This is a genomic window from Streptomyces longhuiensis, assembly GCF_020616555.1.
Lineage (GTDB): Bacteria > Actinomycetota > Actinomycetes > Streptomycetales > Streptomycetaceae > Streptomyces > Streptomyces longhuiensis.
Genome location: NZ_CP085173.1, coordinates 3,370,909 through 3,393,978, shown reverse-complemented (window position 1 = coordinate 3,393,978; position 23,070 = coordinate 3,370,909). Strand labels below are relative to the sequence as shown.

The 23,070-nt window shown below is 70.4% G+C and carries 23 protein-coding genes, 1 tRNA gene and 1 pseudogene; 7 read left to right on the top strand and 18 right to left on the bottom strand.

From position 1 onward, the window contains the following. Positions 1-5: 5 nt before the first annotated feature. The 6 genes from LGI35_RS15845 to LGI35_RS15820 form a co-directional block, all read right to left on the bottom strand. Positions 6-1,046: a sugar kinase gene (locus LGI35_RS15845; protein WP_227294483.1), complete on the bottom strand. Its 1,041-nt coding sequence runs from the start codon at positions 1,044-1,046 to the stop codon at positions 6-8. Continuing rightward, complete coding sequence (locus tag LGI35_RS15840; protein WP_227294482.1) at positions 1,043-1,663, bottom strand: bifunctional 4-hydroxy-2-oxoglutarate aldolase/2-dehydro-3-deoxy-phosphogluconate aldolase; 621 nt, start codon at positions 1,661-1,663, stop codon at positions 1,043-1,045. The genes LGI35_RS15845 and LGI35_RS15840 overlap by 4 nt, the downstream gene beginning before the upstream one ends. A gap of 114 nt (positions 1,664-1,777) precedes the next feature. After that, on the bottom strand, positions 1,778-2,923 hold the full coding sequence (dgoD, locus tag LGI35_RS15835) for a galactonate dehydratase (RefSeq protein WP_227294481.1): 1,146 nt from the start codon (positions 2,921-2,923) through the stop codon (positions 1,778-1,780). Positions 2,924-2,970: 47 nt separating this feature from the next. Beyond that, positions 2,971-3,747: a FadR/GntR family transcriptional regulator gene (locus LGI35_RS15830; protein ID WP_227294480.1), complete on the bottom strand. Its 777-nt coding sequence runs from the start codon at positions 3,745-3,747 to the stop codon at positions 2,971-2,973. A gap of 26 nt (positions 3,748-3,773) precedes the next feature. Beyond that, complete coding sequence (locus LGI35_RS15825) at positions 3,774-4,436, bottom strand: DUF4383 domain-containing protein (RefSeq protein WP_227294479.1); 663 nt, start codon at positions 4,434-4,436, stop codon at positions 3,774-3,776. 344 nt (positions 4,437-4,780) lie between these two features. After that, a complete protein-coding gene (locus LGI35_RS15820; RefSeq protein WP_385653204.1) occupies positions 4,781-6,157 on the bottom strand; it encodes a hypothetical protein in 1,377 nt (458 codons plus the stop codon). 177 nt (positions 6,158-6,334) lie between these two features. Between LGI35_RS15820 and LGI35_RS15815 the strand changes: the two genes are divergently transcribed. Both LGI35_RS15815 and LGI35_RS15810 read left to right on the top strand, forming a co-directional pair. Next, positions 6,335-6,406, top strand: a tRNA-Val gene (locus LGI35_RS15815). 742 nt (positions 6,407-7,148) lie between these two features. Beyond that, complete coding sequence (locus LGI35_RS15810) at positions 7,149-7,622, top strand: NUDIX domain-containing protein (protein WP_227294478.1); 474 nt, start codon at positions 7,149-7,151, stop codon at positions 7,620-7,622. Positions 7,623-8,060: 438 nt separating this feature from the next. Here LGI35_RS15810 and LGI35_RS15805 read toward each other — a convergent pair whose 3' ends face one another. From LGI35_RS15805 to LGI35_RS15795, 3 genes and pseudogenes are all read right to left on the bottom strand, one after another. Continuing rightward, positions 8,061-8,999 carry a PQQ-binding-like beta-propeller repeat protein gene (locus LGI35_RS15805; protein WP_227294477.1) on the bottom strand — a complete coding sequence of 313 codons (939 nt, stop codon included), beginning with the start codon at positions 8,997-8,999 and terminating at the stop codon, positions 8,061-8,063. A gap of 753 nt (positions 9,000-9,752) precedes the next feature. After that, positions 9,753-10,175, bottom strand: coding sequence for an arsenate reductase ArsC (locus LGI35_RS15800; protein ID WP_227294476.1), 423 nt, complete (start codon positions 10,173-10,175; stop codon positions 9,753-9,755). Then, a pseudogene (locus LGI35_RS15795) lies at positions 10,159-10,533 on the bottom strand (hypothetical protein); the annotation flags it as partial. The pseudogene LGI35_RS15795 and the gene LGI35_RS15800, both read right to left, overlap by 17 nt. A gap of 226 nt (positions 10,534-10,759) precedes the next feature. Here LGI35_RS15795 and LGI35_RS15785 point away from each other — a divergent pair. After that, the gene (locus LGI35_RS15785; RefSeq protein WP_227294475.1) at positions 10,760-11,236 is read left to right on the top strand and encodes an ArsI/CadI family heavy metal resistance metalloenzyme; all 477 of its coding nucleotides are present in this window, start codon (positions 10,760-10,762) and stop codon (positions 11,234-11,236) included. Positions 11,237-11,547: 311 nt separating this feature from the next. On the opposite strand, the gene LGI35_RS15780 is transcribed toward LGI35_RS15785, so the two are convergent. From LGI35_RS15780 to LGI35_RS15765, 3 genes are all read right to left on the bottom strand, one after another. Further along, a complete protein-coding gene (locus LGI35_RS15780; RefSeq protein WP_227294474.1) occupies positions 11,548-11,823 on the bottom strand; it encodes a hypothetical protein in 276 nt (91 codons plus the stop codon). Positions 11,824-12,446: 623 nt separating this feature from the next. Then, a complete protein-coding gene (locus tag LGI35_RS15770; protein ID WP_227294473.1) occupies positions 12,447-12,776 on the bottom strand; it encodes an SCO4225 family membrane protein in 330 nt (109 codons plus the stop codon). A 551-nt stretch (positions 12,777-13,327) separates the two neighbouring features. Then, positions 13,328-13,966 (bottom strand): hypothetical protein, encoded by a 639-nt coding sequence (locus LGI35_RS15765; protein ID WP_227294472.1) that lies wholly within the window; start codon positions 13,964-13,966, stop codon positions 13,328-13,330. Between the two features lie 218 nt (positions 13,967-14,184). On the opposite strand from LGI35_RS15765, the gene LGI35_RS15760 reads away from it, so the two are divergent. Then, positions 14,185-14,349: a hypothetical protein gene (locus tag LGI35_RS15760; protein ID WP_165914432.1), complete on the top strand. Its 165-nt coding sequence runs from the start codon at positions 14,185-14,187 to the stop codon at positions 14,347-14,349. Between the two features lie 50 nt (positions 14,350-14,399). Here the strand turns inward: LGI35_RS15760 and LGI35_RS15755 are convergent, their stop codons facing one another. Continuing rightward, positions 14,400-14,744 carry a hypothetical protein gene (locus tag LGI35_RS15755; RefSeq protein WP_227294471.1) on the bottom strand — a complete coding sequence of 115 codons (345 nt, stop codon included), beginning with the start codon at positions 14,742-14,744 and terminating at the stop codon, positions 14,400-14,402. Positions 14,745-14,874: 130 nt separating this feature from the next. Here LGI35_RS15755 and LGI35_RS15750 point away from each other — a divergent pair, with 130 nt between their 5' ends. Next, complete coding sequence (locus tag LGI35_RS15750; RefSeq protein ID WP_227294470.1) at positions 14,875-15,117, top strand: DUF2277 domain-containing protein; 243 nt, start codon at positions 14,875-14,877, stop codon at positions 15,115-15,117. Positions 15,118-15,153: 36 nt separating this feature from the next. On the opposite strand, the gene LGI35_RS15745 is transcribed toward LGI35_RS15750, so the two are convergent. Next, on the bottom strand, positions 15,154-15,780 hold the full coding sequence (locus LGI35_RS15745; protein ID WP_227294469.1) for a DedA family protein: 627 nt from the start codon (positions 15,778-15,780) through the stop codon (positions 15,154-15,156). Positions 15,781-16,045: 265 nt separating this feature from the next. Between LGI35_RS15745 and LGI35_RS15740 the strand changes: the two genes are divergently transcribed. After that, a complete protein-coding gene (locus LGI35_RS15740; RefSeq protein ID WP_227294468.1) occupies positions 16,046-16,723 on the top strand; it encodes a superoxide dismutase family protein in 678 nt (225 codons plus the stop codon). Between the two features lie 158 nt (positions 16,724-16,881). On the opposite strand, the gene LGI35_RS15735 is transcribed toward LGI35_RS15740, so the two are convergent. From LGI35_RS15735 to LGI35_RS15720, 4 genes are all read right to left on the bottom strand, one after another. After that, entirely contained in the window at positions 16,882-17,346 is a 465-nt protein-coding gene (locus tag LGI35_RS15735; RefSeq protein WP_227294467.1) for a DoxX family protein, read from the bottom strand. Positions 17,347-17,403: 57 nt separating this feature from the next. Further along, positions 17,404-19,365, bottom strand: a complete 1,962-nt coding sequence (locus LGI35_RS15730) for an FAD/NAD(P)-binding protein (RefSeq protein WP_423835769.1) — start codon at positions 19,363-19,365, stop codon at positions 17,404-17,406. A gap of 122 nt (positions 19,366-19,487) precedes the next feature. Continuing rightward, a complete protein-coding gene (locus tag LGI35_RS15725) occupies positions 19,488-21,167 on the bottom strand; it encodes an alkaline phosphatase D family protein (RefSeq protein WP_227294465.1) in 1,680 nt (559 codons plus the stop codon). 96 nt (positions 21,168-21,263) lie between these two features. Next, on the bottom strand, positions 21,264-21,911 hold the full coding sequence (locus LGI35_RS15720) for an HNH endonuclease family protein (protein WP_227294464.1): 648 nt from the start codon (positions 21,909-21,911) through the stop codon (positions 21,264-21,266). A gap of 472 nt (positions 21,912-22,383) precedes the next feature. Here LGI35_RS15720 and LGI35_RS15715 point away from each other — a divergent pair, with 472 nt between their 5' ends. Then, a complete protein-coding gene (locus tag LGI35_RS15715; RefSeq protein ID WP_227294463.1) occupies positions 22,384-22,962 on the top strand; it encodes a TMEM165/GDT1 family protein in 579 nt (192 codons plus the stop codon). Positions 22,963-23,070: the final 108 nt, after the last annotated feature.

The following is a 23,070-nucleotide window of genomic DNA, read 5'->3' as shown; positions in this document are numbered from 1 at the left end:
GGACGTCAGCGCACGACGGTGCCCTGGCCCGCCCCGAGCAGCCCCAGTTCCGTCCGCGTGGGCGCCCCCTCCCAGTCGCCCGGCTGCGCGACCGCGAAGGCGCCGGTCGTCACGGCGCGGTCGAGGCACGCGGCGATGTCCTCGCCGTCGAGGAGCGCGGAGAGATAGCCGGCGACGAAGGCGTCACCGGCCCCGACGGCGTCCACCGCGCGCACCGGCCGGGCCGGGACACGTAGCTCACCGTCGGCCGAGTGAGCGAGCGCCCCGTCGGCGCCGAGCTTGACGACGACCTCGCGCACCCCGAGATCGAGGAGGGCCTTGACCGCGTCCGGCCCGGGCGGCGCGCACAGCGGCAGCTCGTCGTCGGAGGCGATGAGGACGTCCACGTACGGGATCCAGTCGCGCAGTTCGGCGGCGGCCTCCTCCGAACTCCACAGTCGAGAGCGGTAGTTGGCGTCCAGGCTGACCGGAACGCCGTGTTCGCGGGCGAGCCGCAGGGCGCGCCGGCACGCGTCGCGCGCGGAGGTGCCGAGCGCGGGCGTGATCCCCGTCAGATGCAGGACGCGGGGCGGTGGACCGGCCGCGAAGGCCCGCTCGACGCGGTCGGCGTCGAGCCGGGAACCCGCCGAGCCCGCGCGGTAGTACTGGACCCGCGTCACCTCGGGCAGCCGCGGCTCGAACAGGATCAGGCCCGTAGGGGCGCCGGTGTCGCGGGTGACGCAGGACGTGTCGACGCCTTCGGCGCGCAGTGTGCGCAGGACCAGTTCACCCGCCTCGTCGGCGCCGACCGCGCCCGCCCAGCGGACGCTGTGGCCGAGCCGGGTGAGCCCGATGGCGACGTTCGACTCGGCGCCCGCGACGGACAGGTCCATCGAGCCGCCCAGCTTGAACGGCCCGTGGCCGCGCAGGGCGACCATGGTCTCGCCGAAGGTGAGCACGTCGACAGGGGAGGCGGCGGGGGAGGCGGCGGGGGACGTGGTGGGAGAAGCAGCAGGGGAGACGACCGAGTGCGGGCTCGACCCCGAAGTCGGTCCCGGCGCCGTCATCCGCACACCGTCTTGAACTCGGCCGCCCGCCTGCGCAGCCCACCCAGGTCCCCGCCGTCCGCCGCGTCGCCGATGAGCGGCGAGCCGACCCCGACCGCGATCGCGCCGTTCTCCAGATAGGCGGTCGCCGCCGCCGCGTCGACCCCGCCCACCGGCACGAACGGCGTCCGGGGGAACGGCCCCCGTAGCGCCTTCAGATACGACGGGCCGCCCATCGCCGACGCCGGGAAGATCTTCAGGGCTGTCGCTCCCGACGCCTCGGCCGCGATGACGTCGGTCGGGGTGAGCACCCCGGCGAGCACGGGCAGGCCCTGCCGCAGGGACTCGTCGACGCCGGGGCCGAGCCCGGGCGTCACGATGAGGTTCGCCCCGGCCGCGGCCGCCTCGCGGGCGTCCTCGGCGGTCAGGACCGTGCCCGCGCCCAGCCAGACGTCGTCGCCGAGCTCGTCCCGCGCCCTGCGGATCACCGTGAGGGCGTCACGGCCGCTGAGCGACACCTCCACCAGCGGGATTCCGGCCTCGGCCAGGGTCATGACCGTGCGGAACGACGCGTCCGGATCGCTTCCCCGGACGATCGCCACGAGGCGCTCGGCGCGCAGTGCGGTAGTGAAGTCCATGGTGCTCTTCCTCGGTTCCTTTCAAGGGGCGCTTACGCGACATCTAAGGATGTTCAGAGTGCGGCGGTTAAGGGCATTTTTGCCGTTTTGTAAAGCTTAGATACTCGGCTGGGGTCACCACTCGGCGAACGAGCCGTCCTCGTACCGCCACACGGGGTTGCGCCAGGCGTGCCCCCTGGCGTCGGCGGCGCGCACGGCCGCCTCGTCGATGTCCACGCCGAGGCCGGGCCGTTCGGTGCGCAGCAGTGATCCCCCGACGAAGCGGAACGGCTCGCGGTCGGTGACGTAGTCGAGAAGTTCGGCGTCCTTGTTGTAGTGGATGCCGATCGACTGCTCCTGAATCAGGAAGTTCGGTGTGGTGAAGGCGACTTGGAGGCTCGCGGCGAGGGCCACGGGGCCGAGCGGGCAGTGCGGCGCGATGTGGGCCCCGTACATCTCGGCGAGCGCGGCGATGCGGCGCAGCTCGGAGATGCCGCCCGCGTGCGAGATGTCGGGTTGCACCACGGCGACGCCGGCCTCCAGCGGGGCGAGGAACTCCCGTCGGGTGAAGAGCCGTTCGCCGAGCGCGATCGGGATGTTGGAGGCGTTCACCAGGTCGGGGACGGCGTGCATGTGCTCGGAGAGAACGGGCTCCTCGACGAACAGGGGCGCGTACTCGGCGAGCAGCGGGAGCAGTCGGCGGGCGTTCGCGGGGGAGACGCGGCCGTGGAAGTCGAGCGCGAAGTCCCGTTCGTCGCCGAGGACTTCACGGGCAGTCTCCGCGCGTGACAGGCACGCGCGGACCTCCTCGCGTGTGGCGAGCGGCGTCATGCGCCCGCCGGCGTTCATCTTCACCGCCGTGAACCCGGCCTCGACCTGGGCGTTCACCGCGTCCCTGACCTCGCTCGGCTCGTCCCCGCCCACCCAGGCGTACGCGCGGATCCGCTCGCGCACCGGCCCGCCGAGCAACTGGTGCACCGGCTGCCCGTACGTCTTGCCCTTGATGTCCCACAGCGCCTGGTCGAGCCCGGCGACGGCGGACGACAGGACCGGCCCGCCGCGGTAGAAGCCGCCCTTGGTCATGACCTGCCAGTGGTCCTCGACGCGCAGCGGGTCCTGGCCGATCAGATGTTCGGCGAGCACCTCGACGGCGGCTCGCACCGGCTCCGCGCGCCCCTCGACGACGGGCTCGCCCCAGCCGACGACCCCTTCGTCGGTCTCCACGCGGACGAACATCCAGCGGGGCGGGGCGAGGAAGGTCTCGATGCGGGCGATCTTCACGTACGGGTTCCTCTCGGGGCGTTACGGGGGTGGGGGTGGGGCCGGTGTCAGGGGTGTCCGCGCCGGGACAGTTCGATCACGTCGAGCATCGCCGCGAACGCGCCGTCCTGGTCCCGCGCGCGTACGCGGTCGGCGACCCGGGCGTGGGCGGGCAGCGGGTGCTCGTGCCGTCCGGCGTGCACGAGGCGGTCCCGTACGACCAGGGCCGGGATGATGACGCGCCGCATCTGCGCGAAGAAGGGGTTGCCGGAGGCGGTGAGGAGCGCCGTGTGGAAGGAGGCGTCGGCGCGCACGGCGAGAACGGGGTCGCCTTCGGTCATGACGGCGTCGGTCATGACGGGAGTCTGCTCGGCGGCGGCCATCGCGCTCAGTGCGGCGTCGAGGGCGGCGAGATCCGCGTCCGTGCGGTGCAGCGCGGCGAGCGCGGCCGCGGCGGGCTCGACGGCGCGGCGGAGTTCGAGGAGGTCGGTGAAGAAGGCGCCGGGCGCGCCGGAGTCGATCGTCCAGCGCAGTACGTCGCTGTCGAGGAGGTTCCAGTCGTCTCGCGGGCGTACGAACGTCCCCCGCTTCTGCCGGGCGTCCAGCAGGCCCTTGGTGGTCAGCACCTTGATCGCCTCGCGCAGCACCGTCTGGCTGACGTCCAGCTCGGCCATGAGCCCCGGCAGATCGAGGAGATCCCCCTCCGCGTACGTCCCGTCGAAGATCCGCCGCGCGAGCGCCTCCACGGCGATCCGATGGACGCCGCGTCCGGTGTACGAGACCCCGGGTGCGCCGTCCCGGCTCGGGCTGTCCGTGCGCGGGGCGCCCCTGTCCTTGCGCGTCATGGGGGGCAGCCTCGCACGCGAGTCGGTTATTTATCAATTATTCTCGGCGCCCCGGGCCCATCAGTGATCTTTGTGGTCCCGATGGCGCCGGAGAGCTCGGTGGCCCCGGCGGCTTTGGCGACCTCAGGGGTGGGGTGCGGCGGCCGGGCGGCGCGGGAGCGGTCCTCGCGGGCGGCGGCTTCCGGATGGCGCGCACGCCAGTACGGGTTGTCGTGCGGCAGCGTCCCGCTGACGCGCCCGTACATCCCGAAGGCCATGAGCATCACGCCGACCACGAAGCTGAACAGCACGTTCTGGATCTGGAACGCGAGGAAGTTGTAGCCGGTCTGGAGAAGGGCGAGGTTCACGAAGCCGCTGAGGATGAACAGGATGCCGAAGGTCATGTTGATCGTCGAGGCGACGTTCCGTCCGATGACCATGCCCGCGAAGAGGATCAGGCCGACGCAGATCGACAGGACGCTGAGGGCGCCGTTGGTGTTCAGGCCGGCGACCCGGTCACCGCCGGTGTCGAAGAATCCGATGTGATCGATGAGCCCCAGAATGCCGAAGGCGACCAGCACGAGCCCCATCAGACCCGCGCCTATCCGGTAGACCTTGCTGAGCCCGTGGTCGACGGGCAGATGATCGTCGAGGACGACGCGCTGGTGCCGGAACCGGGTGGGGCGGATCTTGGGTACATGCGTGGCCATGATCGCCTCCCTTGCACGTACTTACCTCAAGGATCCGCCCGTAGCCCTGGGGGCGCCAGCAGGGGCGGCTCGGGGGGCAGGTGGGGGGCGGGCAGCGCGAGAGTTGGCATAGGAGCGGGAGTTGGCGTAGGAGGGTCAGCTCAAGGGAGCCGCCCAGGACGGACGCACGCCTCAGGAAGGGGCCGTGCATCGGGGCGCGGCTGAGAAGGGGACGTGCATCGGGGCGTGGCTGAGAAGGGGACGTGCATCGGGGCGTGGCTGAGAAGGGGACGTGCATCGGGGCGTGGCTGAGAAGGGTGCGAGGCAGCAGGGCGCGGCTCAGGAGCGAGCCCCCTGCTCCTCCCTCAGTGCGCCCCCCGCTCCTCCCTTATCTGGGCGACGACGCGGGCGACCGTCTGCCGGACGGCCTCCGTCTCCGTGAGGAAGTGCCAGTAATCGGGGTGGCGGCCCTCGAGAGCGGCGACGGCGCGGTCGAGGCGGCCCACGGAGTCGTCGAGGGGGCGGGCATGCCGCGGCTCGGGCGTGCTGCGCCCCGACATGGCGAGCCGCTGCGCATCCCGGATGGCGAACCGCGTCCGGTCGATCTCCTGCTGCGGGTCCTTCGCCACGGCGTTCAGCCGCTGCAGCCGGTCGGACGCGGCGGACACGTCCTCGTCCGTCGTGTTCAGCAGGGCCCGGACCGTCGACAGGAGCGACGTCGCGTCCGGCCACCGCTGCTCGTCCCGCGCCGCACGCGCCTCGCCGAGCTTCAGCTCCGCCTGCCGTACGTTCTCCGCGGCGCGCTCCGGTACATGCTGGAGGTCCTGCCAGCAGGGAGCCGTGAACCGTCTGCGCAGCTCGCTCAGGATGGGCTCGACCTGCCCGGCCCGCGTGGTCAGGGCCTGCGCGCGCGTCCGCAGCGACACGAGGCGGCGGTCGATCTCGGCGGCGCGCTCCGGCAGCCGCTGGGCCTCGGCCCGCACGGCCTCGGCATCGCGGGCGACCCGCTCGGCGCGCTCCAGGGTCTCCGGCACGCCATGCCGGCCCGCGCCCTGGTTGAGCCGGGTGAGCTCGGGCCCGAGGGCGGCGAGACGGGCGGCGAGATCGTCGGCCTTGAGCCCGGCGCCGCGCACGGCGTCCAGGGAGTTGCTCGCCGCGAGGAGAGCCTGCCGCGCCCGCTCGACGGCGGGGGCGAGCCGCGCCAGCTGCGTCTCGGCCTTCCCGAGCAGCGGCCCGAGGCCCTGCGAGAACCGGTCGAGGTCGAACTTCACCTTGGTCAGCTCGTCCTTGGCACGGCTCAGCTCGGCGCGCGCCCGCGAGGCGACCGACGCCTCCAGGTCGTCCCGGTCGAGGTCGTGCGCGTCCACGGCGGTGATGTACTGCAGGCTGGCCTCGTCGATCCGCCGGCCGAGAGCCTCGAAGTCGGAGACGGTGCGGCGCGCGGCGGGCGAGTCGTCGACGGCCGTGATGGTCTCGATGGAGATCCGCAGATCGCGCTGGGCGGTGTCGAGTTCGTAGAACGCGGCCGCGGCGGCGTCCTTGGCGGCCTGCGCCTCCGCCCGCTGGCCCTCCCCGCGACCGAACCAGCGCCGGGTACCGCCCCCGGCGAACGCGGCCGGCGCCGCGGCGACCGCTACGGCGACGAGCGGCAGCGGAAGCAGGACGAGCCCGAGCAGATCGCGAAGCGCGGCGCGCGGTCGCATCGACGACGCATACGGCCGCATCGGTGGTGTCGCCGTCACTACCCTCTCCCGTGCTGCCCTGGACCGTGCCTTCATCCGCCCTTGCCCGCTGTCATTCTCCCACCGGTTAATGACGAACACACGGGCCGGATAGTTCGCTCCGGGTCCTGGGACTTTGCCGGACGATACGGGTTTGCGGGGTACCACCACGGGCAAGGTAGGCTGTCGAATCATCCCGGGCGCGTAGCTCAGTGGTAGAGCGCTGCCCTTACAAGGCAGATGTCGGCGGTTCGAAACCGTCCGCGCCCACCTGGGAGAAGACCCCCGGCCGTTCTCGGCCGGGGGTCTTCGTCATCCAGGGCTGAGATCAACGCCCATGGTCACTCGCGGGCACGCGCTGATGGCGATGACGTACCAGGGCGCCGCGATGGTTCTCACCAAGGTGAGGGAGACCGGCCTTGCGTGGATCGCGGCGGATCGTGGGTTGACCGCGGCACAGCAGTCCGGCAACACGGTAGTAACGTGGGTCGCTCTTCCGATCGGTGGCCCACTGCCTGTTGTCCAACGGTCGTTTCGACGCTGCGGTACAGCTCGTCGGTGACGCATCGGACCACCTTCGCCCGGGACTCGATGACGCCAGTCCCGAGTTCCTGTCGGTCTACGGGACGCTCTTCCTTGCTGGCTCCATGGCCGCGACTCGCGCAGAGGACCGCTCGACGCCCCAAACGTTTCTGGCTGGGGCCGACCAGGCTGCACGGCGACTTGGCCGCGATCCCAATCATGTCTGGACCGCCTTCGGACCGACCAACGTCGCCATTCATCGCGTAGCCACGGCGGCCGGGTTCGGAGACATGCAGCCATTGGTCTCGGGCCGCAGATCGATACGAGCGCTCTTTCGATCGAGCGTCGGACGCGGCACAACCTCGAAATGGCCCGAGCGCTCAGCGCACACAACCGAGTGGATGACGCTCTGGCGATGGTCGACCGAGCCGAGACATGGCGGATCTGGCCAACCGGCTGCACGTCGTGTGACGTGGGTACGCTCGGGCGCATGGCAGCGAATGAGCACGAGGCGAAGATGGCGCATCCGCGCATGGCAGCGGGTGCGCTCTTCTTTGATGCCGAGGGGCGCGTCCTCATGGTCGAGCCCACGTACAAGGACTACTGGGAGATCCCTGGCGGCTACGTCGAGACGGGGGAGTCGCCGCTACAGGCTGCCGTTCGGGAGGTGGAGGAGGAGTTGGGGATCACTCCTCCGCTGGGGCGCCTGCTTGCCGTCGACTGGGCGCCCAGCACCGGCGAGGGGGACAAGGTGCTGTACCTCTTCGATGGCGGTCAGCTCACGCCGGAGAGCCTGGCCGCGGTGACCTTGCAAGCGGATGAGCTCAAAGACCTTGCCTTCCTCTCTCCCGACGAGATCAACAGGCGCACGATTCCCCGTTTGGCCCGTCGCATCTTCGCCGCCGTAGAGGCCCGATCCAAGGCGACGCCGATCTACCTCGAGCATGGTCAGCAGCCCGAATAACGCTATCGCGTAGCCATACGTCCGCCCCGGATTCCTGAACAGAGCGCGGTGGAAGTTTCTCTACTTCATCAAGCGCCCGGCTGCGCTCCGCTCTGTCGGGCGGGCTTCCCGGCTCCGCTCGGGGCGCCGCTCCTGCCTTCGGCCCACGGTCGTGCCCCTCGCGTGCCCGATGGAACGGGAACTGACGGGAAATCACGGTCGCCACCGGGCAGCGAGCATGACGAAGGCCCCCGGCCAATGTTCATGGTCAGGGGCCTTCAACCTGCGCGGTGGGTGTGGGATTTGAACCCACGGCGACATCGCTGCCACGACGGTTTTCAAGTTTGTTGACAGCCTTGCCTCGCCGTTGAGACTCCGCTGACCTCATGCGGAAAGACGCGCCACGCGCCACCAGGACCATTGGGCTGGGTGATGGCGAGGTGCGCGCCACGAGGGGGATCAGTCCGTGGCGATCAGCACGTCTCCCTCATTGTCATGCCAGCCGATGCTCACTGCCCCGTCGCCAGTGTCACGTACGTCGAGTTCCCTGCTCTCGTCCGGAACGGTCATGGCCGGCAGTCGCAGGGTGTAGAGGAGCCGTCCGGTGCCCGAGTCGAGGACGAGCAGGTCGGCGCGGATCCGGCGACCTGTGTCCGTTCCAGTGAGGAACGGCTGGCGTACGACGTACACCCGGCCGTCGGCGATCTCGGGGAACCCGTACTCCTGGCCGGTCGGCGCCCGCAGCTGCCAGGCAAGGTGTCCGTCCCGGGCGCCGTAGGCGCGCAGAAGAGTGTCGTGTTCCTCCTCGGATCGGCTACCGGGGTCGATGGCCGACAGTACGATGCCGCCTCCCGCGGCGACCGCGTTCCACGCATCCGCGGCAGTGAGAGCACGCGCAGTGGCTCCCTGGCGGTTCACGTCGAGCAGCTGAACGGCCGGCGGGTGGTCCTCATCAGGGATGACCAGCGTGTGCTCGCCTGCCCTGACCATCAGCTTGGGGGCCGCGGTGTGCCGCTGCCACAGAACCTTGCCCGTGCGGTTGTCGATGCCGAGCAGGAGGTTGTACGTGCCCCTGTCGGGGTTCGTCACGTTGCAGACCAAAGGGACGACGCTCAGGTGGCCCGGTAGGGCGTACGCAGTGATCAGGAGTCCGTCGGGGCAGGATTTGGGCGTCTTCGCAGTCCACAGACTCCGGCCGTCGCGCTCGGCGAAGGCACGCACGGCACCGGGGGCCTCGGTGAGAGCTTGGCCGCTGGCGAGCGCCGTGGTCCGATGCCCCTTGGCATGCTGGATGTCTACGTGCCACAGCGGCTTGCCCGTGCTCAGATCGACGCCCATGAGCCTCCCGTCGCCGAAGGCGGCCACCACGGTGCGTTCCGACACGTCGAGCGTATTCACGCCGGCCTCCGAGTCTGGGCGCTCGTAGCGTCAGTACTCCTTGCCGGTCCGCACGTTCACCGCAGTCACGCCGGAGAGCGAACCTGTCTCCCGTACGTACAGTCCGTGGACCAAGGCTTCATCGAACCCCGAAGTCCGACGTACGACGCGTTCAGGCGCCAACGGGGCCCCGGCGCCGAACGAGGCGGGAAAAGGGCCGTGGGCTCCAGTGACCACGTCCCGTGGCTGGTGCCCGTGCGCCCACAAGTGGCCCGTCGCGAGGAGCAGCAGGGCAATGAGCAGTGTGATGAGCAGACCCCACACCTGACCGCGGGCCACCGCCCGCACGTCCGCAACGTTCGGAACAGGCTTGCCCGGTCCCCCCGACAGCCGCACTCCTGGTTCTCCCAGCAAATTCATCCGTCGCGCCACAACAGCCCCCCGGCCCTGCCCCTGATCACCGTGACCCGATGGCTGAGGGATTCTCACCTCCCGCAGAAGGGCAGCACAAGGGCTGCGGCGGGGTTGCCGTGACTCGCAAGGTGGTCCCCGAGGGCCCCTGTACGCGTGCCCTAGCCGTGCCACATTGCACGGTCACTCACGGTCAACAACGGCTCGCCGCAGTCGAGATGCGCCGTTGAGCCGGGCTGCCGCTACAGCCGGGGTGACCCCTGGGCGCTTCCGCTTCGGATCACGTCCGCCCTTACAAGACGGTGCTCACGAGGGGCCAACTCCGGGGCCGATGGCCGTAATGCGCACGCGGGGCAGGGCTGCTCAGGGTCCGACCGGCGGGGCGATCTCGTCGATCAGGCCACGGATGCGCTTTTCGATCTCGTCGCGGATGGGCCGTACGGCGTCGACACCCTGCCCGGCCGGGTCCTGGAGCTCCCAGTCGAGGTACCGCTTACCGGGGAAGACAGGGCAGGTGTCGCCGCAGCCCACCGTGATGACCACGTCGGAGGCTTGCACGGCTTCGACCTTGAGCACCTTGGGGACCTCGGCCGAGACGTCGATACCGACCTCCGCCATGGCTTCGACGACGGCCGGGTTGACCGTCACGGCGGGCGCCGACCCGGCGGAGCGCACCTGGATGCGGTCGCCCGCCAGGCGCGCGAGGAATGCGGCGGCCATCTGGGAGCGCCCGGCGTTGTGGACGCACACGAAGAGCACGGACGGCTGCTCAGCAGGGGTGTTCATGGCGGGTGTGCTTTCTGGCTGAGGGGTGGGTCAGGGGATTGTGGGGGGCGGCGGGTTCGGGTTGGTCCTGGAGGCCGGCGGGGACGGCCGGTACGGGGGCCAGGCGCCCGAAGACCGCAACCACCAGGCCCAGCCCCAGCGTGACGCCCACCAGTTGGGCCGCGACGAACGGGCCGAGGGAGCCAGGGGCGATTCCGGCGAACGTGTCGGTGAAGGCCCGGCCGATGGTGACCGCGGGGTTCTTGAACGAGGTGGACGACGAGAACCAGTACGCGGCACCGATGTAGGAAGCCACGGCCACGGCCACGGCCACGGGCGCGTAGCGAGCCTGACCGGTGCGGGCCAGGCCGAAGATCAGGCGCAGGCGCACCGGGTCACCGAGCGCCTTGAACAGCTTGGCCAGCTCGGCCGCCTGATCGTCGTCCAGTGGCGCGGCCACCAGGCCGGGGCAGCACGCGCCGTTCTCGTCAGTCCGTACGAGGACCACAAGCCCTTGCTTCGGGATGCATCTACATTGACACCCCTCGATACAAGGCCCAAGCTTGAATCGACAAACATCAATGCAAGCCGATGGGAGCCCTGCCATGTCCCGCGTCCAGCTCGCCCTGCGTGTCAGCGACCTCGAAGCGTCGATCACCTTCTACTCGAAGCTGTTCGGCACCGAGCCCGCAAAGCGGCGCGAGGGCTACGCCAACTTCGCCATCACCGAGCCCCCGCTCAAGCTCGTCCTGATCGAGGGCGGCCCCGGCGAGGAGACCCGACTCGACCACCTGGGCGTCGAAGTGGAGTCCACCGACCAGGTCTGTGCGGCCACCACCCGGCTCAAGGACGCCGGCCTCGCCACCTTCGCGGAGAACGACACCTCCTGCTGCTACGCCCTCCAGGACAAGGTGTGGGTCCACGGCCCTGGCAAGGAGCCGTGGGAGGTGTACGTGGTCAAGGCCGACGCCGACACACTCGGCAAGAGCGCCGACCCCGCCGCTGCCGGCGACGGCTGCTGCACGACCCAGGCCGCCGTGGAAACCGACCCCGCGGCCGCGGGCTGTGCCTGCGGACAATGAGTCAAACGGCCTGACTCGCCAGCCCTGTCCGCCCCGGTTTCCTCCGCTCCAGGAACGCGCTCGTGCCAGACGCGTGCCAGATCGTGCGGCAAACCACGGGGAACGGCGGGGGGAATGGCCCGCCAGGCGAGCAGGCCCTCTGACCGATCCACCCCAGGTCAATCCGGCGACCCCCCGTGGAAAACCTGAGCTTCCCGAGCTTGGGTCCCTGAGCTCCCGACCGAACAACTCAGCCTCAGCACTCGGCCTGAGCCGACCGCTACCAGCCTCGACAGGCCGACTGTGCCCCCGCAGGCCACAACGGTTTCGGCCTATATCGCCCAGGTTTCAAAAATGCCCCACTTCTTGCCGATGAAGAGCGCTGCCGAAGTAGGAATCAGCAAGCACATGCCGATGCCGCCCAGCACATATGGTGCCACTGGCATCGATTTCGGGAAGTGGCCATCGGGTCGAGGCTTGCGCGCGATAGCGAAGCGCCGGATGAACAGAGCGGCACTCAACATGAGCAGGAACGCGCCGAAAATCTGCAGCGCCATCAAGCCGCATTCAACAAGGAAAATTACCAGGTACGAGAGCAGCACCCCCACGACTACCCTCACTTACTCGGATTTCGACATTGATCAGAATCCGGTCGGCTTTCATTGCCGTCGGCTGCAACCACGTGCAGGGCGGACAATAGGATCATGGTCTGGACTGCGTCAACCCGTGCAGCTGAACGCGTGCCCGATGCGTGCCCGACCGGTTGGTAAGTCGCGGCCGGCTACGGGCTCCCCGGCCCTGGACCAGCGACCGCGGCAAGCACCACCACGGCAGGTCAAGGGCACTTACGGCAGATGTCGGCGGTTCGAAACCGTCCGCGCCCACCTGGGAGAAGACCCCGGCCGTTCTGGGCCGGGGTCTTCGTCATCCAGGGGTGACATCAACGCCCATGGTCACTCACGGTCGAGCCGCCTTCTGGGCAGCCGATCCATGTGGCTCGCTGCCTCGCGCCACGTGTCTTGGACGACGTGCGCGTACACCTTCGTCGTGACACGTAGCCGGTATCAGACCAGCGAAGTCCAACGATCTCCCCTCGGCGGAAGCGGAGCGCGATGGCGAGCACGAAGGCCGTGTACGCCAGGAGCGATGGAGCAACTTGCCGAGCAAGGAACGGAACAGCGCAAGGAACGGAACAGCGCAAGGAACGGAACAGCGCAAGGAACGGACCACGTCAGAAGCGGCTCGGACGGGTGATCCCTCGGCGACGACCGCGCAGAGCTTCCAGGAGCGCTCCCAGGGCGAACGACTGGACCAAAGCGCTGATGATGACCCCGCTGACCAGGTACCAGATGGGCGCATCCACACCCCAAACCGCCCCGACGACCCCTGCCGCCAGCAAGGAAGTAGGGGCGGTGAGAAGGAACGGCCATATCCCGACGATTCCGGGATCCGCGAGCAGCGCGGCAGCCACCTCGAACACGACGGACGCGCCGACGATCCCCAGATAGACGGCAGAAGCAGCATTGGTGAAGGTCAGACGCGACAGAGTGCGAGCGTTCATCGATTCCCCCCGGAGGTGTGATGCTCCCCATGCTCCTGGCGGAACCATGACTCAGGCGTGAGTATCCGTACTCAATTCGACCTGTCTCAGCGACAGTAGGCAGTCGCATCACCGGCCCCGACCTCGCGACCGCTTCACCGCTGAAGCCGCCTTTGAGCGGGGGATTGAAACCGAATGGCGGGTGCCCTCCACTGGTGACCGGGTACGCGTCGCGGGGGGTGTGGCGAGGGGAGCCGGCCAGGACATGGGGGAGCGGGGTGGTCGAGGAGATCCTCGAGGCGGCCGAGCGGCGGCGCTGGATTCAGTGGTTGCCGCATGAGGGTGCGGAAAGTGCCGCGAGATCGTGCGGGCTGAATGAGGCGCCTGATCTCGGTGCTGGCCTTGGGTAATTTTCCGAGGCGGGCTGAGTTACCGTTGCGCGGAAATCGGGCCGGCCTCCGTCCCGATTTCCGTCCGTCTCTCTCTGCGCTCGGGCTCCCGAGTCTCCTTCGTTCGCCCTTCACCGTGGTCGCCTGAAGGCCCTGTTCCGCCTCTGGACGGCCGAGGGTGTGTCAGCAGCGCTCGTTGAACTTGACTGCGTTGAACTTCACCGGCCGGCCGTCGAGTTGGGTGCCTGACGTCGGGTTCTGGGTGCAGATCTGCCAGTTGGACTCCATGAACACGATGCGGTTCTGTCCCGTCGCGTCGGTCACCGTGATGCTGTAACTGCCGTCGAGAGCCTCGCGCGCCGCCTTGACCGACTTGCCCTGGAAGTCGGGCATGGTCGACCCGGCCGGCTGCGGCTTGCCCGCGTCCTTCGACGGGCACTCCTCCTCCAGCTTGACCGTGGCGAAGTCGATCCTGGTGTCCGTGGCGTGCTTCCCGGCCGCAGGGGTCTGCGAGCACACCTTCCAGTTGCGGTCGAACGCCTGCATACGGCCTCGGCCGAGGGCGTCGTGGGACGTGAGCCCGTAGAAACCCGCGGCCTGTGCCTGGTCCTGGGCGTACTGGAGGCCCTTGCCGGTCATGCTCGGCAGGCTTGCCGTCTCCGTGGCGGTGGCCTTGCTCGGGGTGGCGGTGGTGGTCGGGGTGGGGGTTCCGGGCGTGGTCCGAGATGCTGCCGGTCGGTCGCTGACCGTTGCGGCTCCGCAGCCCGTGAGTGCGAGAAGTGCGGTGCCGGCGAGTGCGGCGACGGTCGTGCGGGTGCCCATGCCGTTGTCCCCCCTGGGATGGTGCGTGTACAGAAAGGCCATTATGTGCCATGTGAAGGGAACGTGAAGGAGTCTTCCGTTATGCGGGCCCAGGGGAGGGTGGAATGTCCGTGCGGAGTGGGCGTGTTGTCTGCGTGCGGGGTGCTTGACGTCGTAACTTCCGTCACTCCGTGGGGGTTTCACGCAGCCTTCACGTGCGTGGACGTAGGCTTCACGTTATGGCCACGACTTCCGAACCCGCGACCGTGCGGCCTGCCGCCGAGGTGAACGAGCAGATACGTGCCCTTTGGCTGCGCGCCGGGGGGCGGTTGAGCGCGGAGGAACGGGTGGAGTACGAGGCGCTCGTGGTCGAGTGGGCCGCCGCCATGCGTGAGGCCGCTTGAGCCTCGCCCCGCTTGAGCGCCGCCACGACTGAGGGGGCGGCCGGGTTCGGTTACTCCGGGGTGGGGATGTCCGCCTCGTGGGCCCGCTTGAGGCGCATGCGGGCGTCCACCGTGTCTTGGCCCGATACGTCCTTCCAGTAGCGGTGACACGTCACGAAGACCGCCAGCTCGCGCTCCCGCTGGCGGAGCTTTTCGACCTCGGCCTGTTCGTCCGGGGTCCAGCCGGGGGATGCGGGGCGCTCGCGCTTGCGCCAGCCGTGGTCGTCGCTGAACCCCTCGAGGGGGTCCACCGACCAGGGAAGCCGCTTCAGGAGGGTCAGGAGCTCCGCCCTGACCTGGTGCAGCTCCTCCTGGCCCGCCAGGAGGTCACTCGGGAAGTCATAGGTCGCTGCCACGCGGCAATGCTACGCCTGTTCGATTTCTTGAGGCGAGCGATGGAGGGTGCGTTCATTCGTACGTGTGTTTCGAACGTACGTTCTTTGCGAAGGTGTGCGCGAGGGCGGGGGAGCGCGCGAGACTGGAGGCATGTGCCGCAGCATCAAGACCCTTCGCCCGCCCGTCCTCCCCGAAGAGGCCACCGAGGAGGAGATCCGGGCCGCAGCCCTGCAGTACGTGCGCAAGGTGTCCGGCTTCCGGGCGCCCGCCGCGCACAACAGGGAGGTGTTCGACCGGGCCGTGGACGTTGTCGCCCAGGCGACCGCCGAGCTGCTCGACGGGCTCGAAATCCGTGGCCAGGGACGCCAGTTGGCCCCGGAGCCCGCCGCCTAGGGGACGGGCCGGGCCCCGGCGTGGGCCTGGGGTGGGTCAGCCGGCTCGTTCCGCCGCCGGTCGCCGCATGAGGAACGCCGCGCCCGACCCCGCCGCGAACAGCGCGAGCAGTGACACCCCCGTGGCCAGCCAGCTCGCGCCGAGCCACTGGCCGCCGAAGTAGCCGAGGGCCACGCTGTAGCCCGCCCAGGCCACGCCCGCGAGGGCGGACCACGGCAGGAACTCGCGGACCCGGCGATGAGCCGTGCCCGCCGCGAACGAGACGATCGAACGGCCCGCCGGGGCGAAGCGCGCGATGACCACGAGAATGCCGCCGCTGGAGCGCGCCAGCGCCCCGCCGAGACGTTCCTGCGCGCTGGTCAGGCGGCGGGAGCGGGCGATCGCGCGGTCGAGGCGCTCGCCGCCGCGCCAGGCGATGCGGTACGCGACCAGGTCACCCAGTACCGACGCGGTGGCCGCCGAGAGGAGCAGCGCCAGGATGGACGGCACCTCGTGCGTCACCTGCCCGGCCGCCGCCCCCGTGCCGGCTGCCGCGGCGGTGGCCGCGGTGATGATCAGGACGCCGCTCGGCAGGACGGGCAGGAACACGTCTAGCAGTACCGAGAGGGCCACCACCGCGTAGATCCACGGACCGCCGGTCAGCGACCCCACACTCTCCAGCACCGCGACTCCCCGTGATCCGTGTCCGTGAATTCCCCGCTCGGCGACTGACGCCGCGGTGTCGCGGGGAGCGGCAGGGGCGGCTGATGACAGCTGTACAGCGTACGCCTCGGTTGTGGCTGGAGGGTCACCAGGGGCTCAGGTGTTCTCCAGGTCACGTTCACCCGGGTGCCGCGTCGCACGCGCGGTACGCCCCGGTAACCCCGTACGAACGACAGGGCGGGAGAGCCGGCCCGCAGCGGGTGAGCGAAAGCTGGAGGAGCGGACGATGGTGGCACGAATCGTGGCGGGAGCCGTGGCGGCGCTCGTGCTCGCGGCGGGCGGCGGGACGGCGGGCGGAGAGGGCGCGGGCGGTGGGGCCGAGGGCGGCGGGCCGGCCGGCGGCGCGACAGTGGATCTGGGTGGGTACGGGGTGCGCGAGGCGGCGCGGTTCTCGCCCCCGAACGCCTTCGTGGCGTCGCCCGCGCTGACGTACGACATGAAGCTCGTGCCTGCCGGGGCGCGGATCGAGGTCGTTCAACGCGGCGGGCACGGTCGCGTGAGCGTGAGCGTGCGGGTCGAGGGGCTGGTCGCGGGGCGCGCGTACGGCGCGCATGTGCACCAGGGGGAGTGCGGCGGGGATCCGGCCGCGGCGGGCGGGCACTACCAGCACAGGGTGGATCCGGTGCAGCCGTCGATGGGCCCGGCCTATGCGAACCCGGAGAACGAGGTCTGGCTCGGGTTCACCACGGACGCGCACGGTGCGGGGGCGGCGACCGCGCGGCAGGGCTGGGAGTTCAGGCCTGGCGAGGCGCGGTCCGTGGTGCTGCACGGGATGCCGGGCGGAGCGGGCGCCCGGATCGCGTGCCTCACGGTCCCGTTCGAACCGGCGGCGGTCGAACAAGTGCCGGTCGAGGTGATGCCGGTTGAGCCGACGGCGGTCGAGTCGATGTCATCGATCCGGTGACGATCGCCGCGATGCCGTTCGAGCGGGTGCTGTTCGAACGGGGGCCGGTCGGGCCGGTGTCGGTCGAGTCGCCGGTTCGCCAGGGGAGATGAGCGGCGGGGAGGGGGCACCGGCACGACGCGGCGCGACACCGGTGCCCCCGTCAAGCAGTCACCGCATCAAGCCGCGGCGGGCTCCCGCTCCCCGGCGGACGCCGAGGCGGCCGGGCGCTCCGCGCTCTCGCCGCGGGCGGTGAACAGCCGGTCCACGCCGAGCGCGCCGGAGCCGGTGAAGACCAGGAGCAGCATGGCCCAGCAGAACATCGCGGACGGTTCGCCGCCGTTCTGGAGCGGCCACAGGGCCTCCGGCTGGTGGACCTTGAAGTACGCGTAGGCCATCGAGCCGGAGGCTATGAAGGCCGCGGCGCGGGTGCCGAGGCCGAGGGCGACGAGGGCGCCGCCGACGAGCTGGATGACGGCCGCGTACCAGCCGGGCCAGGTGCCGGTGGGGACGGTGCCGCCGCCCATCGCTCCGCCGAGGACGCCGAAGAGCGAGGCGGCGCCGTGGCAGGCGAAGAGCAGGCCCACGATGATGCGGAACAGGCCGAGGGCGTAGGGCTGGGCGCTGTTGAGACGTCCAGTCATGGGGGACTCCTTGTGTCGGTTGGGGACGAACCGATGGAGGCCACAGGTTAGGAGACCCTAATCAACGCTTGCAAGTTCAACATTCGGCCAGGGGTGCTGCTCCGGGCCGGGTTCCGCGCGCTCCCCGGAAGCCGTCCGCAGAGCCGCTCGCGCGACCGCGTCCGCGTCCGACAGGGTCACCGAATCGACCCCCGGCCGGGCCCCCGCCGCGGTCACCCAATGCACCCCTTCCGTGGGCACGCCGACCGCGAACCGCCTTGCGTGCGACCTGCCTTGACGGTCGATCAGACGGTACGGGCGCGGTGTCACGTCCACCCCGCCCGTCGCGTAACCGTCGAGCGTGTGCGGCCGGACGTGGCCCGTCTTCAGGAGCCCCGCGAGCAGTTGGTCGCCGGTGCGCGTCACGTCCGTCTCCGGCAGTCGCGCCTCGACGAGTGTGGTGGCTCTCACGGATGATCCGGGCACATCGGGCGAGTGCGCGACGAACGCGCCGTCCTCGGCCCGCACGTCCAGGCGCGGCCCGACCACGGTCAGGACGCCGGACTCGACGAGCGCGGTCATCTCCTCGATGCGCCGCCGGGGCGGGCCGATCGACAGGAAGGCGTTGAGCGGGGTGTACCAGCGGTCGAGGTGGTCGCGGCGCGACGCGCCGCCGATCCCGCCGTGGTCGACGGCCTGGCGCAGTTCGTTGCGCAGGTCGCGCAGCACGTCCAGGGCGGCCTTCACGGGACCGTCCGCGTTGCCGAGCGCGGCGTGCGCCGCGTCCTCGCGCAGATGGGCCAGGAGCCAGGTCCGCCACTCGTCGGGCGAGCCGAACGAGAGCTCCGCGTGCGGCCGGGAGACATGGTCCCAGGACCAGCGCAGGACCCCCGGAATCCCGAACTCGTACAGGACGTCGGCCTCTTCGGAGCTCTGGTGCCGCGTGGCGAGGAAGCCTTCGCGGAAACCGGTGTCCCCCGCTCCCGCGCGGCGCAGCAGGGTCTCGTAATAGACGGTCTCCACCTCCTTCGCGACGAGTGGCCAGATCTCGCCCAGGAAGTCCGGCGCGTCCCCCGAGTCCGCGCGCTTGCGGAAGCGGGCGATGACCTCGGGGGTGAGGACGGCGGGTTCGTGACGCCCGTACGGGCCCTTGGCGTTGTCGCCGCGCGCCTGGTACGGGATGCCGCGGCGCGAACCGGCGTACAGGCGCGGCTCGCGGCCCGAGGGCTTGTAGCGCAACTCGCCCGTGGACGTGCGGCGGTAGCGTCCGCCGCGGCCCTCGGTGAGCAGCGCCATGTGGTCGAAGAAGTTGAGGCCGAGCCCTCTCAGCAGGACGGGTTCGCCCGGGGCGAGGGCGGAGAGGTCCAGGTCGGCCGGGTTCGCGGGCTGGATGTGGCGCAGGCCGTGCTGCCGCGCGTACTCGGTGAGGCGCGTCTGGGCGGGGCTCGCGGCGGTGGGCAGATGGCCCTGGGCGAGGACGACGGCGGACAGGCCGGTCAGTTCGCGCCCGTTGTCGAGTACGAGGGTCTGGCGGCCGTCGTCCGCGTCGTCGAGGCGCACGGCTCGCGCGCGATGGACCTCGACGCGTACGGCGTCGGGCGCGCAGCCCACGGTTTCGGCGAACACCCACTCCAGGTACCGGCCGTAGAGGGCGCGGGTCGGGTAGTCGTCGGGGCCGAGGGTGAGGCCCTGGCGCTGGGCCCACTCATGCAGGCTCGGCCCCCGGCGTATCGGGCCCGAGCAGTCCACGCTGTCGTCGGTGAACAGGGTGACCTGTGAGGCGACGGTGTTCATCAGGAGTTCGGGAGCCTGCGAGGTCCGCCAGACGCTGCCGGCTCCCGGCGGGGCCGGATCGACGACGTGGACGGTGAGGCGGGCGCCGGGCGGCAGGAGCTCGCCGGCGGAGGCACAGAGTCGTTCGAGGACGCTGGTGCCGCGCGGGCCCGCGCCGACTATCGCTGCGGCCGGCGCCGAGCACACTGCGGACAAAGAGGGACTCCCGGGGCATGTGGGGCTGCTGGAAGCGGAACGTCCGCTCATCATGCCGGGTCGCCCTGTCAAGGGAAGAGCGGAGTCCGGGTGTGCGCCGTATCTTCACCGGGCGGCCTCGTGGGCGACAGCCCTGGTCACGCACGGTCATTCACGACATTCACTCCGTACGGTCATTCACTCAGCACGCTGTCCGCCGCCTCCCGCAGTCCGGCCTTTTCGCCCGGTGCCGCCTGCGCCTGCTGGAGGCGCAGCCGTGCCGTGCGCCCGCGCAGGGTCAGGGTCATCAGCTGATTGCCGAACCAGGGACCGCCCGTCTTGCGCCAGGAGACGGGGGGAGCGGGGAGGCGGCCGTGCCGGGCGAAGCGCCGGCCGAGGGCGCGGCCGAAGCGGCTCCAGCCGAAGCGGAATCCGACCTTTATCGAGCCGGGGATCGAGTTGTGCACCGGTGAGCAGGTCAGCTGGAGGACGCGCGCGGCCGGGGCCGGTGCGCCGTCGGGCCAGGCGGGTTCGGCCACGTATGCGTGGTGGACGTCGCCGGAGAGTACGCACACCGTCGCCGGTGCGCCCTCGCCGCCGCCCGCCTCGGCGATCAGCGCCGTCAGCGCGTCGAACGACGCGGGGAACGCGGCCCAGTGCTCCAAGTCGGCCCGCCTGCGCAGCTTTTCGCCGAACCGGGCCCAGCGCGCACCGCGCTCACCCCGGCACAGCGCGGCGTTCCACCCCTCGGCGTCGTGCACGAGATGCGGCAGCAGCCAGGGCAGCGAGGTCCCGATCAGGAGATGGTCATACGCCCCCGAGGTGCCGTCCGATGACACCCCCGTCCCCTCCAGTGCCTGCTCCCGCAGCCACGCAGCCTCCGACGGGTCGAGCATCGACCGGTCCGTCTCGGCCAGGACGCGGGCGGCCCGGGTGTCGACCATCAGGAGCCGTACGCGGCCGAAGTCGCGCCGGTAGCTCCAGCGGACGGAGGCCGCGTCGGCGTCGGCGCGGGCGGCGAACTCCCTGAGCGCGTCCGTCCCGTCGGGGTCCGCGCGCACCGCCGCGTACATGGGGTCGGCGGCCAGTTCCGCGGGCGCCAGATTGCCCAGGTGCTGATGGACCCAGTACGACATGAGGCCGCTGAGGATCCGCTCGTTCCACCAGTCGGTGGCCCGTATCTCCGCGAGCCAGGAGGCGCTGGTGTTCCAGTCGTCTATGACGTCGTGGTCGTCGAAGATCATGCAGCTGGGGACCGTGGACAGCAGCCAGCGCACATCGGGGTCGAGCCAGGACTCGTAGTAGAGCCGGGTGTACTCCTCGTAGTCCGCGACCTGGTTGCCCGGGGCATCGCTCAGGTCGCGGCGGGCGGCGAGATAGCGGCGGGTGGCCGGTGAGGTCTCGTCCGCGTACACCTGGTCGCCGAGCAGGAGCAGGACGTCGGGGCGCTCGGCGTCGGGCGCGGAGGCGAGCTCGGTGGCCAGCGTGTCCAGGGCGTCGGGGCCGACGGGATCGTGGTGGTCGTCGGCGGGCGGCGCGGCCCACCGGCACGAGCCGAACGCGATACGGACGGGGCGTGCCGCGTCGTCGTACGCGGGCGGGCGGATCGTGCTCGGCGGGAAGGGCGAGTCGGCGAGCGGCCAGACCTGCGCGCCGTCGAGCAGCACCTCGTAGGCCGTCGCGCTGCCCGGCGTGAGGCCCGTCACCGGGACCAGCGCGTAGTGGTGGCCGCAGATCTGGAACGTGCGGGCACGGCCCGACGAGCCGTCCGCGCAGCGCACTTCGGCGGTGCACGGACGGCTCGCCTCGACCCAGACGGTCGCCGACGACTCGTCCACGTATCTCAGCAGCGGTCCAAGTCGCAGCCGTGCCACGTGATCAGCCTCCTCAGTCGCCCCGTACGGTACGGAACGACGGGGGCCGGCGGGGAGGTTCCGGCGGGTCGGGATTCAGATCCGCGGCACGAGAGTTCAGCAGCCGCTGAGGTACGACGTCAGCGCGCTCTTCTCGGCGGAGTCCACCGTGAGGTTGTAGTAGTGCTTCACCTGCACCCACATGCGGACATAGGTGCACTTGTACGCGGCGCGCGACGGCATCCACTTGGCCGGGTCCTGGTCGCCCTTGGACTGGTTGACGTTGTCCGTGACGGCGATGAGCTGGGGCCGCGTGAGGTCGTTGGCGAAGCCCTGACGCTGGGCGGTCGTCCAGGCGTTGGCGCCGGACTTCCAGGCCTCGGAGAGCGGGACGACGTGGTCGATGTCGACGTCGGCCGCCGCGCTCCAGGTCGCGCCGTCGTACTCCGAGTACCAACTGCCGGACGTGGCCGCGCAACTGGAGTCCTGCGTGACGTTCGTGCCGTCGCGCTTGAGGACGACCTCGCGGGTGTTGCAGGCGCCGGACTGGGTGATCCAGTGCGGGAAGAGGTCGCGGCTGTAGCCGTCGGAGGAGCCCTCGGCCTTGACCGTGAGCTCGGAGAGGTACGTGCGGGCGGTGGCCCCGCTGACCGGGGTGGGGGGAGCGGCCTGCGCGGCCGGGCCGTTCAGCAGGGTGAGGGCGGAGACGACGACGGTGGCGGCGCCGAGTGCGGCGGCGCGTCGACGCGCGTAGAACATGCGCATGTGAACTCCCTTGAAGTGGGGGGAAGTTGGCCGAGCGGGCCCGGCCATGCTGGCGCCCCGGGGTTTCCGGGAGATGTGCGCCGAGTGACAGGGTCGCGTCAACGACGCGTACACATCAAGGGGGCGGACGTGACTTCTGGTGGGGCGGGCGGGACTTCGGGTGCGGGCCGGTGGTACCGGGGTGGCGCGTCCGGGCGTGACGCGGGTCATGTCGAATCGCTCAGTAGTTCGCGTACGATGGGCGGCGCAGAAGGGGAGTAGCTCTTCGCCGGACCGTCGACATACTGCTCAGCTCGTTCTGAGCCGGCGCCCGGAGGCAGGACCCGTACACCCGGTCCGGCCAGCGAGACCTTCGGCAAAGCAGTGATTCACCTGTGTGCACACCCGTGTACGCACCTGAGCGCTGCCGTGCCGAGGTGTCGTACAGGAGTTACGGAACTCTCGGCGGGGCAGCCCGACCGATTGAGGAATCTTGATCAGCATCAGCGTGATGGCGGTCGTCTTCGGCATCGTCTTCCTCGCCGAACTCCCCGACAAGACCGCGCTCGCCGGACTCGTCCTCGGCACCCGCTACCGCGCCTCGTACGTCTTCGCCGGTGTCGCCGCCGCCTTCGCCGTCCATGTCGCGCTCGCCGTCGCGGCGGGCAGCATCCTGACCCTGCTGCCGCAGCAGCTCGTGCACGCCCTGACCGGTGTGCTGTTCCTCGGCGGCGCGGCCGTCCTCCTGATGAAGAAGGACGAGGAGGAGGAAGAGGTCCGCAAGCCCAAGGACCAGAGCTTCTGGAAGGTCTCCGGCGCGGGCTTCATGCTCATCCTGGTCGCGGAGTTCGGTGACCTGACGCAGATCATGACTGCGAACCTCGCCGCCCGCTACGACGACCCGCTCTCCGTCGGCCTCGGCGCCGTCCTCGCCCTGTGGGCCGTCGGCGGCCTCGGCATCGTCGGCGGCAAGGCCCTGATGAAGCGGGTGCCGCTGGCGCTCATCACGAAGATCGCCGCGGTCCTGATGATCGGCATGGGTATATGGAGCCTCTACGAAGCGGTGGCGTAAGCCCTGGATCCGGCCCTGACCAGGGCCGCTGGCGTAGTCGCCATCCTGTTTTGTACAGTTGAGGAACAAAGTGGCTCCCGTCCACTCACCCTGACCGGTGGGCGGGGT

What these genes read in the sequence shown, in the direction of transcription:
- LGI35_RS15845 (WP_227294483.1), bottom strand. Translation starts at nt 1,046, where the DNA reads ATGACGGCGCCGGGACCGACTTCGGGGTCGAGCCCGCACTCGGTCGTC.
- LGI35_RS15840 (WP_227294482.1), bottom strand. Translation starts at nt 1,663, where the DNA reads ATGGACTTCACTACCGCACTGCGCGCCGAGCGCCTCGTGGCGATCGTC.
- LGI35_RS15830 (WP_227294480.1), bottom strand. Translation starts at nt 3,747, where the DNA reads ATGACGCGCAAGGACAGGGGCGCCCCGCGCACGGACAGCCCGAGCCGG.
- LGI35_RS15825 (WP_227294479.1), bottom strand. Translation starts at nt 4,436, where the DNA reads ATGGCCACGCATGTACCCAAGATCCGCCCCACCCGGTTCCGGCACCAG.
- LGI35_RS15810 (WP_227294478.1), top strand. Translation starts at nt 7,149, where the DNA reads ATGGCAGCGAATGAGCACGAGGCGAAGATGGCGCATCCGCGCATGGCA.
- LGI35_RS15800 (WP_227294476.1), bottom strand. Translation starts at nt 10,175, where the DNA reads ATGAACACCCCTGCTGAGCAGCCGTCCGTGCTCTTCGTGTGCGTCCAC.
- LGI35_RS15785 (WP_227294475.1), top strand. Translation starts at nt 10,760, where the DNA reads ATGTCCCGCGTCCAGCTCGCCCTGCGTGTCAGCGACCTCGAAGCGTCG.
- LGI35_RS15770 (WP_227294473.1), bottom strand. Translation starts at nt 12,776, where the DNA reads ATGAACGCTCGCACTCTGTCGCGTCTGACCTTCACCAATGCTGCTTCT.
- LGI35_RS15765 (WP_227294472.1), bottom strand. Translation starts at nt 13,966, where the DNA reads ATGGGCACCCGCACGACCGTCGCCGCACTCGCCGGCACCGCACTTCTC.
- LGI35_RS15760 (WP_165914432.1), top strand. Translation starts at nt 14,185, where the DNA reads ATGGCCACGACTTCCGAACCCGCGACCGTGCGGCCTGCCGCCGAGGTG.
- LGI35_RS15750 (WP_227294470.1), top strand. Translation starts at nt 14,875, where the DNA reads ATGTGCCGCAGCATCAAGACCCTTCGCCCGCCCGTCCTCCCCGAAGAG.
- LGI35_RS15740 (WP_227294468.1), top strand. Translation starts at nt 16,046, where the DNA reads ATGGTGGCACGAATCGTGGCGGGAGCCGTGGCGGCGCTCGTGCTCGCG.
- LGI35_RS15735 (WP_227294467.1), bottom strand. Translation starts at nt 17,346, where the DNA reads ATGACTGGACGTCTCAACAGCGCCCAGCCCTACGCCCTCGGCCTGTTC.
- LGI35_RS15730 (WP_423835769.1), bottom strand. Translation starts at nt 19,365, where the DNA reads ATGAGCGGACGTTCCGCTTCCAGCAGCCCCACATGCCCCGGGAGTCCC.
- LGI35_RS15720 (WP_227294464.1), bottom strand. Translation starts at nt 21,911, where the DNA reads ATGCGCATGTTCTACGCGCGTCGACGCGCCGCCGCACTCGGCGCCGCC.